This is a genomic window from Streptomyces sp. NPDC049627 (assembly GCF_044465645.1).
Lineage (GTDB): Bacteria > Actinomycetota > Actinomycetes > Streptomycetales > Streptomycetaceae > Streptomyces.
On record NZ_JBITLW010000002.1, the window covers coordinates 32,528 to 47,873 of the forward strand.

Annotated in this window: 11 protein-coding genes and 1 tRNA gene; 1 reads left to right on the forward strand and 11 read right to left on the reverse strand. The window is 69.3% G+C overall.

The window, feature by feature from the left end; genetic code table 11:
• Nucleotides 1–10: 10 nt before the first annotated feature.
• From ACIBU0_RS05090 to ACIBU0_RS05120, 7 genes are all read right to left on the reverse strand, one after another.
• Nucleotides 11–1,144, reverse strand: coding sequence for an MFS transporter (locus tag ACIBU0_RS05090; protein ID WP_398813936.1), 1,134 nt, complete (start codon nt 1,142–1,144; stop codon nt 11–13).
• 80 nt (nt 1,145–1,224) lie between these two features.
• Nucleotides 1,225–2,139 carry a branched-chain-amino-acid transaminase gene (gene ilvE, locus ACIBU0_RS05095; RefSeq protein WP_398811879.1) on the reverse strand — a complete coding sequence of 305 codons (915 nt, stop codon included), beginning with the start codon at nt 2,137–2,139 and terminating at the stop codon, nt 1,225–1,227.
• Nucleotides 2,136–2,483 (reverse strand): chorismate mutase, encoded by a 348-nt coding sequence (locus ACIBU0_RS05100; RefSeq protein WP_398811882.1) that lies wholly within the window; start codon nt 2,481–2,483, stop codon nt 2,136–2,138. The genes ilvE and ACIBU0_RS05100 overlap by 4 nt, the downstream gene beginning before the upstream one ends.
• Nucleotides 2,476–3,798: an acetyl-CoA carboxylase biotin carboxylase subunit family protein gene (locus ACIBU0_RS05105; RefSeq protein WP_398811885.1), complete on the reverse strand. Its 1,323-nt coding sequence runs from the start codon at nt 3,796–3,798 to the stop codon at nt 2,476–2,478. Before ACIBU0_RS05105 ends, ACIBU0_RS05100 begins: the two co-directional genes overlap by 8 nt.
• 53 nt (nt 3,799–3,851) lie before the next feature.
• Nucleotides 3,852–5,135, reverse strand: coding sequence for a hypothetical protein (locus ACIBU0_RS05110; RefSeq protein WP_398811888.1), 1,284 nt, complete (start codon nt 5,133–5,135; stop codon nt 3,852–3,854).
• Nucleotides 5,132–6,568 carry an aminodeoxychorismate synthase component I gene (gene pabB / locus ACIBU0_RS05115; RefSeq protein WP_398811891.1) on the reverse strand — a complete coding sequence of 479 codons (1,437 nt, stop codon included), beginning with the start codon at nt 6,566–6,568 and terminating at the stop codon, nt 5,132–5,134. Before pabB ends, ACIBU0_RS05110 begins: the two co-directional genes overlap by 4 nt.
• A gap of 45 nt (nt 6,569–6,613) precedes the next feature.
• On the reverse strand, nt 6,614–7,204 hold the full coding sequence (locus ACIBU0_RS05120; RefSeq protein WP_398811894.1) for an anthranilate synthase component II: 591 nt from the start codon (nt 7,202–7,204) through the stop codon (nt 6,614–6,616).
• A gap of 163 nt (nt 7,205–7,367) precedes the next feature.
• On the opposite strand from ACIBU0_RS05120, the gene ACIBU0_RS05125 reads away from it, so the two are divergent.
• A complete protein-coding gene (locus tag ACIBU0_RS05125) occupies nt 7,368–7,907 on the forward strand; it encodes a GNAT family N-acetyltransferase (RefSeq protein WP_398811897.1) in 540 nt (179 codons plus the stop codon).
• A gap of 110 nt (nt 7,908–8,017) precedes the next feature.
• Here ACIBU0_RS05125 and ACIBU0_RS05130 read toward each other — a convergent pair.
• The 4 genes from ACIBU0_RS05130 to ACIBU0_RS05145 form a co-directional block, all read right to left on the reverse strand.
• A tRNA-Lys gene (locus ACIBU0_RS05130) sits at nt 8,018–8,090 on the reverse strand.
• A gap of 76 nt (nt 8,091–8,166) precedes the next feature.
• Entirely contained in the window at nt 8,167–9,717 is a 1,551-nt protein-coding gene (locus tag ACIBU0_RS05135; protein WP_398811900.1) for an amino acid permease, read from the reverse strand.
• A 62-nt stretch (nt 9,718–9,779) separates the two neighbouring features.
• Complete coding sequence (locus ACIBU0_RS05140) at nt 9,780–12,830, reverse strand: FG-GAP repeat domain-containing protein (RefSeq protein WP_398811902.1); 3,051 nt, start codon at nt 12,828–12,830, stop codon at nt 9,780–9,782.
• A gap of 241 nt (nt 12,831–13,071) precedes the next feature.
• On the reverse strand, nt 13,072–15,201 hold the full coding sequence (locus ACIBU0_RS05145; RefSeq protein ID WP_398811905.1) for a DEAD/DEAH box helicase: 2,130 nt from the start codon (nt 15,199–15,201) through the stop codon (nt 13,072–13,074).
• Nucleotides 15,202–15,346 lie beyond the last annotated feature (145 nt).

Here is a 15,346-nt window from a genome sequence, read left to right on the forward strand (position 1 = left end):
TGACGTTTGGTCAGCGGAGAACTTCGGTCGCCGTGGCGGAGTCGGTCGAGGCGGACCTCCTCCACGACGCGCGGGCGACGGTGTACGGGAGACAGGCGGCCAGGACAGCGACCGCGGGAGTCCACAAGGCGAGGCCCTGGGGGGAGTGCGCTGCTACGAACCCGCAGACGGCGCTTCCCGTGGAGACGCCGACGTTGATGCCGGAACCGGCCCAGGAGTACACCTCCTGGATGCGTGCTGGGTCCGGGCTCGCGCGTCCGAGCAGGTTGAACTCCTCGACTCCCAGCGCCGCCATCGGAATGCCGGACAGGAAGAGGGCGAGCGCGAGGGGCCACGGGGTGTTCTGGGTCGCGACCAGGATCAGGGTGCACATCCAGGCGAGCAGCAGCAGGCCGAGCCTGCGACCCGGCATCCGCTCCGCGGAGACCCAGCCGTATCCGATGCCGCCCAGCACACTGCCCACCGCCGGCGCGAGCAGCACGAGCCCCGCGCTGTGCGCGGAGCCGCTCTCGCGCAGCGCGGCCACCACGGCCACGTCCATCGCTCCCGAGGCGGCCGCAGTCAGGCCGGCCACGCACAGCAGCCACACCACCGGACCGCTCAGCACCCGGCGCGACGGCCCGCCCGAGCGGTCCGTCGTCGGACCGAGGAGCCGCCGGACCAGTGGGGCGGTGGCAAAGCCGATCGCTCCGACCAGCACGCAACCGTCGGCGACGACAAGCGTGAGCACGGGATCCACCGTGGCGAGCAGACCGACCAGCGGCGGTCCGAGGATGAAGAGCACTTCCATACCCACGGATTCGAGCGAGTTGGCCGGACCTCGAAGGTGTTCCGCGATGTCGGCCTTGGCCCACAGCGCCCTCATGCCGGCCCCCACGGGCGGGGCGGTCGCGCCGATGATCACGCACCCCAGGGCGAACCCGGGCAGACTGTGCCCAGCGGTACTCAACAGGGCCGTCAAGGTGCCCAGCACGCTGGTCACCGCCATCAGGGAAAAGACCCTTGGCGTGCCGTGCCGGGCACTCAGCCGACCGGACAGGGGAGTTCCCACGGCCGCACCGAGCGCAAAGGCACCGGCTCCCAGACCACCGGCTGTGATGCCCATCCGATCGGTTCCCAGAAAGAGGGAACCGAGTCCGCACATCACGTACCCCAGGCGTCCCAGTAGGGAGAACACTTCTGCTCGCAGGGAGCCGGGTGTGCGCAGCAGCGCCCGATAGGGACTCACTGAGTGTCCCGCCGCAGCCAGGTCACACGGTGGCGGAACCCGTCGATGTCACCCCGGACCGCCTTCTGGTAGTCGTGGGCCAACAGACGGGTCGTCGGTCCGCATCCGTAGACCCTGTCGCCGACCGCCTCGACCGGTCGGATCTCCAGGCCGGTTCCCGTCAGGAACACCTCGTCCGCCGTCGACAGGTCGGCGAGCGTGACCGGTTCCTCCACCACCCGCAGCCCCCTTCCGACCGCCAGCTCCATGACGGTGTCGCGGGTGATGCCGCACAGCAGACCGGTCGAGCGGGGCGGCGTACGCAGCACACCGTCCGAGACGGTGAAGACGTTCGCCCCGCTGGCGTCGCCGACCAGCCCGTCCTGGGTGAGGAAGAGCGCGTCGTCGGCGCCCGAGGCCTGGGCCTCCCGCTTGCCGAGCACCGAATTGAGGTACATGCCCGTGGACTTGGCCTGGTAAGGCAGGGTGTCCGGGCCGGGACGGCGCCACGTGCTCACAGCGACCCGGATCCCCTCGGGTTCCGAGTCGAAGCGTTCCTGCTCCCACTCGTCCACCAGGACGGCCACATGGGCGGTGCGGCCCGCCGTACCCATCCCGAGCGGGCCTCCGCCGTAGAACGCCATGGGCCTGATGTAGCAGTCCCCGAAGCCCGCCCGTTCGGTCAGGGATACGACGGCCCGGGTGATCTCCGCACCGGAGTGGCCGAGGGGGATGCCGAGGATTTGGGCGGACCGTTCGAAGCGCCGCAGGTGGTCGTCGAGCCTGAAGAGGGCGACATCGCCGCCGACGGCGTAGCCCCGGATTCCTTCGAAGACGCCGTATCCGTAGTGCAGGCCGTGGGCCGACAGTGATGCCGCGCCCTCGGTATCGGTGACGAGACGGCCGTCGATCCAGTAGGTGCCCGGGGTCACGGTGCGCTGTCGCTCTCGGTGTCGGCGTCGGCGTCGGCGTCGGCGTCGATGATGCGGTCCTGCAACGCCGCACTGGCGTCCAGGATCAGTTCGCCCAGCCGGGCGAACCAGTCGGCGGCTTGTCCTTCCTGGCTCAGCCGGCCTGCCTGCCGGTATCGGTCGAGCACCTGATCGGCCCGGCCTTCCTCGCCCACGGCCTTGCCTTGCGCGGCTTTGAGAGCGCCGACGGCTTCGCTGACATCCAGGCGCCGGGAGAAGAGGGCGATGATCTGTTCGTCGAGTCCGTCGATCTGTGCCCGGTACGCCGCCAGGGACTGGAGGTATTCACGGTCGGTGTCAGACACGCTGCGGCTCCTGCGCACCACGGGAGGGCACCGGGCCCAGTTCGAGGCGGATGCTCTCCTCGATGGCCTTGAGCTGGGTGAAGAACTCGTCGGGTTCCCGGCCGGCCGCGAGGACCCTGAAGGTGTGAGCGTTGGTGCCCGCCTCCTTCGCCAGTACGGCGCCGGCGAACTTCGTCTGGATCACCTCTACGACGCCGGGTACGGCCGCGATCTCCTCCCGGCCGCCCACGGAGAGGATCTCGTAGTCGCCGGACGGGGGCTGCGGGGTGATGAAAGCCGCGTATCCCGAGAACCGGGGGCGTTCCTCCAACCGCTCCCCCAGGGCGATCCTGGCCTGCTGCCTCGCCATGTCGTATGCGGCCGCGGTTCGCAGCAGTTCGAAGACACCGCCACCGATACGCCCGTTCACCTCGATGATCACCGGTCCGTCCGAGGTGAGCATGAGCTCTGTGTGGGTGGCTCCGGACGTCGCGCCGAGCGCCCGCAGGGCCCGGGTCGTCACATCGAGGATCTCGGCACGCCGCTGCTCGGGGAGCCCTGAGGGCATGACATCGCCCACTTCCCGGAACGGCGGGGCCAGCGGGAGTTTGTCGGTGATGGCCAGGTGGTGGATCTCGCCGGCATCCAGCAACGACTCCACGCTGACGCGTGTTCCGATGCGTTCGTCGGCGTGCCAGTTGTCGCCCTGGATGACTTCCTCGACCACGAAGACGGGACTGGCACCGTTCACCCGGGGGTCGTCGCGGTACTGCAGGCCGGCTCGGGCGAACGCCTCGACGAGTTGGTCACGGTCCTCGGCCATGGTGACGCAGAGGCTGCCGACGCCGATGGCCGGCTTGAGGACCACCGGGAAGGCCAGGCGGGACGACGCGGCCTCCAGTTCGTCCTCGTCGGTGACGACGGCGAACGCCGGGCACGGGACCCCGGCCGCGCTGAGTGCCTGGCGCTGCAGGTCCTTGCGGCGCAGCCGGATGCTGGCCTGGGGGGAGTTCGCCGGAAGGCGCAGGGCCGCTGCGGCGACGGCCGCGTGGTAGCTGACGATCTCGCTGAAGGCCAGCACACCGTCGATGGGCCGGCCGCCGGCGGCGACGGCCAGCACCGCGTCCACCACCTGGTCCGCCCGCTCGATGATGTCGACCCGCCCCAGCGCCCGCAGCCCGTCGACCCGGCGAGCGTGCTCCGCCGGGCTGCCCCAGCGCAGGCTTACGACGGTGCAGGTGGCCAGTCCGGCCAGGGAGTTGACGATGTCGGCCACTTGAGGCCCGCCCGGTGCGTCCACCAGGACGAGATGGCGACGGCTCTCCGCCTCTGCCACTGTTCTCTCTCCGTTGATGTGAGGTTCTGTACGGATTCGGCGCACGTTGCGGCTCAGATCCGTTCGAGCAGCCGTTCCCGTTCGAAGGACGTGACGGTTCGCTCGAACTCGTCCAGTTCCACCTGGGCCACCGCGGTGACGAGTTCCACCGCACCCGCCGGCAGGACGCCGCGCAGCGCGGTACCGCTCCTGGTCCGGGCGATCGCCTGCGCGAGGGTCGACGGGAACGTGTCCAGCGCCTCCCCTTCCTGCGGGCAGTCCAGCCGCTGCTCCACGCCGTAGAGGCCCGCCGCGAGGAAGGCTGCGGCAGCGAGGTAGGGGTTCGCGTCGGCGCCCGCGATCCGGAGCTCCAGCCTGGGGTTGTGCTCCGGTGAGATGAGACGGAGCGTTGAGCGACGCCTGCGGTGCCACGCGAGGCGCGCGGCGGAGGCGCCGGCCGGGAGGCGCTTGTAGGAGTTGACGTACGGGGCGTAGAACAGCGAGCTCTCCGGCAGCAGTGTCAGCACGCCCGCCATGAACGAGCGCAGCACCTTCTCGTCGTGGAAGGCATTGCCGCCCTCGTGCCCGAGGCTCAGGTGCATGTGGCAGGAGCTGCCGAAGCTGTCGTCGGTCGGCTTGGCCATGAAGGTGACCGTGCGGTCGTGCAGGCGAGCCGTCTCCCGCACGATGGTCTTGTACACCGCGTGCGCGTCGCAGACCTGCAGGAAGTCGCCGTATCCGAAGTTGATCTCGAACTGCCCCGGCGCGCCCTCGTTCGCGTAGCCCTCCACGTCGAGGCCCGCCTGTCCGCATGCGCGGCAGATCGCTTCGAGCAGGGCGCGGTCACCGGGAGGGGTCTCCAGCAGGGTGTCCGGGATGTACGGCGAGTGTGGGCGAGGGTCGCGGAAGGTGTCGTCCCGGAGCGCCTGGGGGCTTTGGCCGTAGGCGTAGAACTCCACCTCGGTGCCGATGGCCGGTTGCAGGCCGAGACGGGCGGCGTCGGCCAGAACGGCCTTCAGGACCTGCCGGGGTGCGGCGTGGATCGGACGGCCCGCGCTGTCGTGGGCATCGGCCAGTACGAGCCTGCCCGCGTCGCCGAGGTCGTAGACGCGGGAGTCCTCGGCCGCCCTGACGACGATGTCGCCGTCGCCGGTGTACCAGTGCAGTCCCTCGGTCTCGGTCTCCGGTTCGGCCTCGGTCAGGTCGATGTCGGTGGCCAGGACGTAGTCCCGGGCGGTGAAGGACGGTGCGGGAGCCTGCTGGTCGGAGTTGACCAGCAGCCGGCGACCCGTGAGGCGTCCGTGCACGTCCGGAAGCCCGACCTGGAGAAAGGTGGTGTCGTGCGGGGTGGTTGTCATGCGTGACCGTTCCGGAGGGTGACGGGAGCGTCGTTCAGCGCGCGCTCGAGGGGCTCGAGTTTCAGGGCGACCTCGGCGAATTCGTCGTCCGGATCCGACATGTGCACGATGGCGCCGCCCGCGCCGACATGGACGCCTGCCGGGTCGTTCACCACCGTCCGGATCACGATGTTGAGGTCCGCGGTGCCGTTGAGGGCGAGGTAGCCCAGGCTGCCCGAGTAGATGCCGCGTGGAGCGCCTTCCAGTTCGTCGATGAAGGACATCGTGCGGATCTTGGGGGCGCCCGTCATGGAGCCGCCGGGGAAGGACGCCCTCACACACTCGACTGCGTCCGTGCCCTCGGCAAGGGTGCCGGAGATCGTCGACACGAGCTGATGGACGGTCTCGTACGACTCGACGTGCATGAGGCTGTCGACCTTCACGGTGCCGACCTCGCACACGCGGCCGAGGTCATTGCGGAGGAGGTCGACGATCATCATGTTCTCCGCTTGCGTCTTCTCGTCGCCGCGGAGCCATTCGGCGAGCGCCCTGTCCTCCTCGGGGGTGGCACCGCGCTGGATGGTCCCCTTGATCGGTTTGGTCTCGACGCGGCGGTCACGGTCCAGCTTCAGGAACCGTTCCGGGGAGGAGCACAGGACCTGGATGTCTCCGAGGGCGAAGTAGGCCGCGTACGGAGCGGGGTTGATGCGGCGCAGTTCCATGTAGAGCGCCAGCGGATCGTCGACCGGCTCACCGGTCAGACTGGTCGTCAGGCAGACCTCGTAGGTCTCCCCTGCCCGGATGAGCTCCTGAGCCCGCCCGATCAGAGCCCGGTACGCGTCCTTGTCGTGCCGCAGGACGAGGGGCCCCGGGGCGGATGCCGCTGCCCGGGTGGGTCTGCGGGCCGGCTCGGAGACCGCCGCCACGCGCCGGCTCGTCTCCTCCGCCCACGCACGGGCTGACGCCAGGTGCGCCTGGTCGGTCACCGCGCAGACGTGAACCCGGCCCTCCTCGTGGTCGAAGGCGAGGAATCTGTCCGAGAAGATGAACGCCGCGTCCGGGTAGCGGGAACGGTATCGATCCGAACCGCCGCATTCGGCCTTGAGCTCGTATCCGAAATAGCCTACGAACCCCCCGTTGAAATCAAACGGGAGCTCCGTTTCCTGCTCTAAGTCCACGCCGGTCCGGCGGGAAAGGTATTCCCAGATCGACGTGTCAATGGGGCCGTGGTTGCGGGATTCCACCTGCTGTGAGCCGTGGCGATAGGTGATCACATCGGCCAGCGGCCCGCTCGCGTCACCCATGAAACTGTACCGAGCCCCCCGGACACACCGGCTGCTGTCGAGCCAGTAAGCATCAGGTGAAGATCCGTAGAATTCTTCGAACACGGCAGCAGCAGGCAGAGCGCACTGCGTCTGGACATGGACGAGCCGAAGCCCGTGCTTGAGATTCAATATATTTCCTGGTCAGGGAAAGGAGAATTGTTCGCGATGCGTGAATCAGGCGACGGCCAGAAGATCGCCTGTCAGAGTCATGAAGTTCGCCACCAGTTGCTCGCCGTACTCACTGCAGACGGCTTCGGGGTGGTACTGCACCCCCCACTGAGGCTTGTCGGTGCGACGCACGCCCATCAGGACGCCGTCGTCGCTCCACGCGATGGCGCGCAGGGTGGCGGGAAGTGGCGTGGCCAGCGCCAACGAGTGGTAACGGACCGCAGCGAAGCCCTGCGGGATGCCGGCGAAGAGCTCGTCGTCGTGGGTGATTCTGGAGATGCGGCCGTGCATCGGCTCCGGTGCGCGCACGATCTCGGCCCCAGCCGTCCAGCCGATGCCCTGGTGCCCGAGGCAGACCCCGAGCACCGGCTTCCGGCACTTCAGCAGCACGTCGGCGCACACGCCTAGATCCCCGGGCGCCGCAGGGGTGCCGGGACCAGGAGATATCACGACGTTGTCGAATTCGAGTTGCTCGAGCTGCGCCCAGGACAGTTCGTCATTCCGGACGACTGTCGGCCTCTCCCCGGAAACGTCAGCTATGAGCTGGAAGAGATTGTAGGTATAGGAATCATAGTTGTCGACTATGAGAGTGTGCATCAGTGCTTTACTTTCCCCCATCGCGCGATCGACATATTGACCATGCCTTTAGGGCATGAAAAGATGAGCTTTACAATCGCCTTGTGTGGCATTTTCCCGCTCATCTCGTGGGCCCGCGGTACGGCCCCTGCCGACGTGACTCAAAGGAAAGGCTAACTCACTCATGATCAAAGTCAACCACCTTTCGGTGGGTCTCGTCGACAGCCTGCGTCCTCTTTGGCGAGAGCTGGTAGAGCATCACGCCCGGGTCTCGCCCCATCTTGACCGATTTGGCGACCTGCACCCGGAAGCGACCTTTTGGGAATTTCGTCGCCGTCAATATCTGGAATGGATGGACGAGGGTTTCAGTCGATGTCTGACGGCGCACGTGGACGGGGAGCTCGCCGCCTACGCGATGGTCCGCATCAGGACCGCCTCGGGCTCGCGGGACTGGGGCGACCGGGTGGGTGTGCTCGAGACCCTCGTCGTCCGGGAGCAGTACCGCGGAATGGGGCTGGGAGGCCAGTTGTACGAACAGGCCATGAAACTTCTCGCCGATGAGGATGTGGCGACTGTTCAGATCGCCGTCATGGCGGGCAACGACGGTGCCATGCGCTTCTACCAGCAGCGGGGAGCAGTGCCCTTCCTGACGACCGTCGTCGCCCCGACCGAACACCACTCAGGACCGACCCACGGCAAGCAGGACGGCACCCGGGCCGGCTGATGCCGGTCCGAGCCCTGCGTATCTCCGCAACGAGACAGCGCCCGACCCGACCGAAGCCGACTCAGGCGCTGCACAGCAGGTCAGAGGGCACTTGCCTCTCCCGCCACCGGTAGGCCCTGTGGGACTCGAACCCACAACCAATGGATTAAAAGTCCACTGCTCTGCCAATTGAGCTAAGGGCCCAGGCGATGTTGCCACCCCGAGCATAGCCGCACCTGGCCGTGTCTCCGATCGGGTATCGGGGACACGGCCGCGTCGGCTACGGATCCACCGGCTCGGGCGCCCCCGCCCGCCCCGCCTCCCGCGCGATCGTCCGCTCGTGGTCGGGGTTGAGGAACCAGTGCCGCGCCGAGGCCAGCCACCAGGTCGCGGCGAAGCCGAGGACGGCCAGGACGGCGAGCGGGGCGTAGTTGAAGGTCTCCCAGGTGACCGGCGAGACCTGCGGCAGCATGAACAGCACCGTGATCACGCCGACCCACACCACCGCCACCACACCCACGGGCCCCGACCAGCGGCCGAGATGCCAGGGGCCCCGCTCGAAGGCGTCGCCCTTACGCAGCCGCAGCAGCGTCGGGATGACGTAGGCGATGTAGAGGCCGATCACCGCGATCGAGGTCACCGCCGCGTACGCCGTCACGTTGATCAGATACGGCAGTCCCAGCACCAGCGCCCCGCCCGCCGCCAGCCACACCGCCGCGACCGGTGTGCGGGTGCGCGGGCTGACCGTGTGCCAGACATGGGAGAGCGGCAGGGCGCCGTCACGTGAAAAGGCGTAGATCATACGGCTGTTGGCAGTCACGGACGCCATCCCGCAGAACAGCTGCGCCCCGATGACGACGAGCAGGAGCAGCTTGCCGGCCGTCGCCCCCAGCGCGTCGAGCAGGATCTGCGCGGGCGGGGCGCCCGTCGGGGACGCCAGCGCCTTGTCGTACGACTGGATGGCGAAGGTGAAGCCGAGCAGGAGCACGAATCCCGCGATCCACGACGTCCAGATCGACCGCACGATGCCCTTCGGGCCCGCCGTCGACGCGTCGTGCGTCTCCTCCGTCATGTGGGCCGAGGCGTCGTACCCGGTGAAGGTGTACTGGGCCATCAGCAGGCCCAGCAGGACGACGTACACCCCGCTGCCCCAGCCCGTGTTGTTCACGAACTCGCCGAAGACGAAGGACGCCGACTGGTGTCGGTCCGGTACGAAGGCCAGCGCGCCGACGATCACCGCGACGCCCAGTACGTGCCACCACACGCTGATGCTGTTGAGCAGCGCCACGATCCGGACGCCGAAGGTGTTCAGCAGGCCGTGCAGCAGCAGGATCCCCGCGAAGAGCAGGATCGTGCGGCCCGGCGTCACCTCGAAGCCGAACTGCAGGTTGAGATAGGCGCCCAGGAACGACGCGGCCCCGAAGTCGATGCCCGCGGTCACCGCCACCTGGCCGAGCACGTTGAACCAGCCCGTGAACCACGCCCAGGCGGCCGCCGTACGGGGCGGCGCGAGCCGGTGCGCCCAGAAGTACAGGCCCGCCGACGTCGGGTAGGCCGAACAGATCTCGGCCATCGACAGGCCGACGACAAGGGTCATCAGTCCTACGGCGACCCAGCCCCAGGTGATCACCGCCGGGCCGCCCGTGTTCATGCCGAACAGGTACAGGGTCAGACAGCCCGACAGGACCGAGATGATCGTGAAGGAGACCGCGTAGTTGGAGAACGCCGACATGCGGCGGGCGAGAACCTGCGTGTAGCCGAGTTGGGCAAGCCGTTCCTCGTCCGAGAGACCCCCGGAGGACCGCCCACTCGCTATGGCGTCATCTGTCATGCCCCCAGCGATTCCCTCACCGGGGGCGTGACATGCGTCACAGCATGGCCAAAAAAGCTCGGCTAAAAGATGCCCTTGTAGCCCTGCCAGCCGCTCGCGATCTTCACCCGTGCCCCGAACGACCCCTTGCCGTCACCGTTGTTGCGCCACACAGTGCCGCTGCCGTCCCGCGAGACGAGGTCGGCCTTCCCGTCCCCGGTGATGTCCCCGGCGCCGACGACGACGTCGTAACCCGAGCCCCAGCCCGAGAACACCTTCACCCGCTCCTTCAACAGCCCGTTGCCCAGGCCGTCGTAGCGCCACAGCACCCCGGCCCGGTCACGGGCGAGGACGTCCCCGTGCCCGTCGCCGTTCAGGTCCCCGGCACCCACGACCTTCGTGTAGCCCGTCCACGCCGAGCGGATCCTCTTCCCCGCGGCCAGCGTCCCGTCGCTCTTCGCCGCGAAGAGGTAGACGTCCCCGGTCGACGCCTTCCGCGCCAGCAGATCGGCCCGCTTGTCGCCGGTCAGATCGCCGGGCGAGGTGAGGACGTCGTACGCGTTCCAGCCGGTGCCGAGCTTCGTGTACGGCATCGAAGGCGTCGGCGCCAGCCCGCACTTGACCTTGTAGCCGCGCAGCGAGCCGTCGCTCATCCGCACCAGCACGTCGTTGCAGCGGTCGTTGTTCAGGTCCCCGAAGGGCACCGCGACCACCGACGTCGACCAGCCGCCCCCGGACACCTTCCCGGAGAAGGTGCCCTTGCCGGTGCCCTGCTGGAAGGTCAGGGTGCCGGAGGAGTTGAGGGTGAGCAGGTCGGCGGCGCCGTCCGGCATGCCCTCCGAGCCCACGTGGTCGTGACGCACGGGACTGCCGTTCAGCAACTGCACCGAGCCGCGCACCTGCAGCGGACCGCCGACGCCGTCGGCCGGCGTGACGGTGAGGGTCCAGTCGTAGACGCCGTTCGGCAGAAAGGCAGATCCGGCCACCTTCGGATCGAGGCCGTTCCAGCCGACGCTCAGCTCACCGCGCGCGGGGCCGCCGTCCTCGCCGTCGCCGTAGACCTTTCCAGTGGCCCGATGGCGCACGGTCAGGTCCCAGCCCGAGGACGGCTTCGACAGCAGCACGGTGGCCAGGGTGTCGGGCGTCGTGTCGAACTCCCGCGCCTCGACGTGCGACGCCTTCCGCACCGGCCCCAGCAGCCGCAGCGGCTGCTGCGCGACTCCGGACGGCACGAGGTGCACGCGCTCCTGGTCGTCGACGTACGCGGCGTTCGCGCCCGCCTCGTCGACCGTCCAGCGCACGTCCCGCTGCGAGACGCCGGTGTCGGGCAGGTCGCCGATGACCCGGCTGTGGGGCGTGCCGTCCGCGACCGTGGTGAGCGTCAGCTTGCCGGCCTGCTTGTCGTGCGTGACGACGTACCCGTCCCCGAGCTTGGCCTCACCGCCCGGCACGGGCACCGACTGCTTCGCCGTACGGTCGTAGACCCCGGCCTCGCCGTCCGCGCACGACCAGTACAAGTACCGGCCCAGCGCCTGGAGTTCGGTGGGCGTGCAGCCTGCGTCGGTGGTGAGGGTCTCGGTGGTCCTCCTGGCGGTCAGGTTGTACGCGGTCACGGTGCCGGGGGTGGCGGCCGCGGTCCACAGGGTGTCGCCGGTAAGGGCGGCGGGGGCGGGGGTGCGGGTCAGCACCGGAGTGGAGTTGCCGATCTCGAGGACGATCTGCTGAGTCGCGGTCGTATGGATCAGGTACCGGCCGGAGACATCGGTGATCCGCCCGCCCCGAGGGAGCCCCGTGCGCTGCCAGATGTCGCTGTTGCCGCGCCCCCCGACCCGGATCCGGTCGGTGGTCTCGTCGTGCAGGAGCCAGGCCATACGGCCGTCCGCCGTGCCATGGACCTGGGCGCAGGCAACGTCCGTCGTGGCGCAGGCGGCGATGGGAAGACCCGGGGTGAACTCGCCGCGCTCGCCGAACACGGGGGTGCCGGACGGGGCGACGGTCCGAACGTTGTCCTCGCGCACATCGACGCCGGGGTAGTCCAGGACGACAAGCCGCCCCTGCTCCAGGGACAGGCCCTGGATCGGCCGCGGCGGCTTGGGCAGGGCCTTGACCAGCGTGACGACGGGCGGGCCGCCGTCCGCGCCCGGGGTGATGCGCTGGACGCCCCAGTCGTCGGTGCCGGTACGGCCGATCTTCACGGCGGTGCCCCCCGGACCGGCCGCGATCCCGTACTCCGACGACCGCAGCAGGGTCACCGGCTCGCCGCCCGCGATGGGCTGCGCCGTCACCACGCCGGTCCCGTTGACCAGCCAGTCACCGACGACGGCCAGGTCGTGGGTGGCGTTCACGCCATCGCTGAAGCCCTTGAGCGCGAGCTCCGCAGGGGCCGCCGACAGGTCGCGCGGGAACACCAGGACCGTGGCCTTGTCGTAGGCGGAGACGACGGCATGGCCACCGCCCACATCCACATGGCGGTACCCGACGGGAAGCGGCCCGCTCCAGCCGCGCACCTCACCGCTCGCGCGGTCCACCGCGGCCAGCCCCACCTGCCCGTCCACGGACGCGAGGAAGTACACCATCGTGGCGTCTCCGCCCGCGATCAGCCCGAGCTTGATGCCGGCCGGCCCTCCCGTGACCGTCAGGTCCCCGGTCGCCCCGTCGGGACTCGGGGTCAGCAGATGCACGACGCGTGTGGTCGTGCCGTCTTCGGCGGCCACGTTCCGATAGGCCACCGTCAGGTTGTCGTAGGACGTGAGGCGGCTGAGTCCCTCGGGGATGCGCAGGCTGCGCGTGGTGCCGTCGGTCGCGTCCCAGAAGTCGACACGGCCGTCGCTGTACGGGTACGCCAGGACATCGGTGCCGGTCGTCATCGGAGCCGTGCCTGCCGTCGGCACCCTCACCGACCTGCCGTCCGCGTACCGCGTCCACAGCAGCCCGCCGGTGCCCTCCAGGGTGTGGAAAACGCCCTGGACCCCGGCACCGTCATGGCCGGTGTGCGTCGACGTCCCCCGAAGCACCGCCTGTGTGTGGGAGCTCCGCAACGTCGCCGGCACCACCGTCTCCTGCGGCACCTCCGCCGCCGACGCGGCCGGCAGCAGCGGGCTCAGCCCCGCCGCCAGGGCCGCGGAGGCCGCCACCGCGACGGCTGTGCGTCTCGCGCGCGAAAGACGTACGAAGGCATGACGAGCCAAGGCGAACCCTCCCCAGAAGCAAGAGGGGAAGCGTGCCCTGCGTCAGATGCCCCCGGCTCCGGCATCCCCCTCAAAAGTGGGCTGATCTTACAGTCCGCTCACGCCCATCACACAGCAAAGCGCCGTGGCCCGAACCGGACCACGGCGCTCTGTCGATGTACTGCTCAGCCGATGTACTGCTCAGCCGTCAGCCGTTGCGCTTCCAGCGCGGCTTGTCCTCACGGCGCCCGAAGGAGCCGCCACCACGGTGGTCGTCACGCCGGCCGTACGGACGCTCGTGGCCGCCGGAGCGGAAGCCCGGGCGGTCGTCGCGGCGGTCACGGTTGAAGGGACGGTCGCTGCCACGGTGACCGCCGCGCTCGTCCCGGCGCTCGAAGGAACGACCGGCCGGCCGCTCGTCCCGGCGGAAGCCGCCACGGTCGTTGTCACGGCGCTCGAAGGAACGGCCGCCACGGTCACGGTCGAAGGAACGGCCACCCCGGTCGTCACGACGGTCGTCCCGGCGGAAGCCGCCACGGTCGTTGTCCCGACGCTCGAAACCACGCTCACCACGGTCACGGCCGAACCCACCGCGGTCATTGTCCCGACGCTCGAACGAACGCCCACCCCGGTCATCGCGACGCTCGTCCCGACGGAACCCGCCACGGTCGTTGTCCCGACGCTCGAAACCACGCTCACCACGGTCACGACCGAACCCACCGCGGTCATTGTCCCGACGCTCGAACGAACGCCCACCCCGGTCATCGCGACGCTCGTCCCGACGGAACCCGCCACGGTCGTTGTCCCGACGCTCACGACGCTCGTACGACGTCGAAGCCTCCGCCTTGTCGACGTCCTGCGCCACCGGCTGCTCCGGCACCGACACCTCGACGACCTCGGCGACGACCGCCGCCTGCGCCTCGGCCACCGCGGCCTCGGGGTCCTCGCCCCGCTCCCGGGCGACACGGGCGATCAGCCGGTCGGCCTCCTCGCGCAGCTCCGTCGCACGCCGCTGCGCCCGCTCCAGCTGCTTGGTGAGCTGGGCCACGTCACGCTCGGCCTGCTGAGCGGCGTTGCCCGCCGACTCGGCCTGCACCTCGGTCATCGAACGGGCACCGGTGATCTCGGCGACCTCCGGGTCGAAGGCGGCACCGCCCTGGATGATGTGGCGCGAAGCGTCGACGCCCGCGTCCTCCATCAGCCGGAAGATCTGGCGGCGCTGATGCGGCAGCGACAGGGACACCACGGTGCCCGTACGGCCCGCACGCGCCGTACGGCCCGCCCGGTGCAGGTAGTCCTTGTGGTCGCCCGCCGGGTCGACGTTCAGCACCAGGTCGATGCCGTCGACGTGGATACCGCGCGCGGCGACATCGGTCGCGACGAGCACATTGACGTACCCGTCCTTGAAGTCGGCCAGCGTCCGCGTCCGCGCACCCTGCGTCATGCCGCCGTGCAGCGCGTCGGCCTTCACACCGGCGTCGCGCAGCTGCTCGGCGACACGGTCGGCGCCCAGCTGCGTACGCACGAAGATGATGGTGCGGCCCTTGCGGGAGGCGATCGCGGCGGTGACCGGCGCCTTGTCCTTGGGCTTCACGATCAGGATGTGGTGCGACATGGTCGTCACGGCACCCTGCGCGGCGTCGACCTCGTGCAGGACCGGGTCGCTCAGGTACCGGTCGACGAGGGTCTTGATCTCGTTCTCCATCGTCGCGGAGAACAGCATCCGCTGACCGCCCGCCGGGACCTGGTCGAGCAGCTCGGTGACCTCGGGCAGGAAGCCCAGGTCAGACATCTGGTCGGCCTCGTCGAGCACGGCGACCTCGACGTCCTCCAGAGAGCAGGCGCCACGGTTGATGATGTCGCGCAGCCGGCCCGGAGTGGCGACCAGCACATCCACACCCCGCTCCAGGGCGTAGATCTGGTTGCCCATCGACGTACCGCCGCACACGACCTTCATCTTCAGGCCGAGCTGGTCGCCGTACGGCTGCAGCGCGTCCGCGACCTGCATCGCGAGCTCACGGGTCGGGGTGAGGATGACGGCGCGCGGCTTGTGCTTCTCGGTGCGGCCACCGGAGAGGCGGGCCAGGGTCGGCAGACCGAACGACAGGGTCTTGCCGGAGCCGGTACGACCGCGGCCCAGGATGTCCTTGCCGGCCAGGGCGTCCGGGATCGTCGCGGCCTGGATCGGGAAGGGGGTGGTCACGCCGTTCTGCGCGAGCTTGCGCACGACGCCCTCGGGGAGACCGAGGTCCGCGAAGGTGACCTCGGGGGTCTCCTCGACGGCTGCGTTCTCGTCGTTCTCGGACACGACGACGTGATCAGTACTGGAAATGGACATGCGTATGCGAAACCTTCCGGAGTCTCGTCGGCACGCGCCCGTCAACTCCGTGATTCGCAATACGACCGCCTCAATGCGGTCCGCCACGGCAAGGGAGAGTACGCGCCACACGGCGCGCTCTGCGGTGGCGCCGGGCAAATGGGAT

Bases quoted from the DNA above. Each gene is read 5' to 3' on its own strand.
- ACIBU0_RS05120 (WP_398811894.1), bottom strand. From the start codon at position 7,204: ATGCACACTCTCATAGTCGACAACTATGATTCCTATACCTACAATCTC.
- ACIBU0_RS05145 (WP_398811905.1), bottom strand. From the start codon at position 15,201: ATGTCCATTTCCAGTACTGATCACGTCGTCGTGTCCGAGAACGACGAG.
- ACIBU0_RS05110 (WP_398811888.1), bottom strand. From the start codon at position 5,135: ATGACAACCACCCCGCACGACACCACCTTTCTCCAGGTCGGGCTTCCG.
- ACIBU0_RS05135 (WP_398811900.1), bottom strand. From the start codon at position 9,717: ATGACAGATGACGCCATAGCGAGTGGGCGGTCCTCCGGGGGTCTCTCG.
- ACIBU0_RS05125 (WP_398811897.1), top strand. From the start codon at position 7,368: ATGATCAAAGTCAACCACCTTTCGGTGGGTCTCGTCGACAGCCTGCGT.
- ACIBU0_RS05090 (WP_398813936.1), bottom strand. From the start codon at position 1,144: ATGTGCGGACTCGGTTCCCTCTTTCTGGGAACCGATCGGATGGGCATC.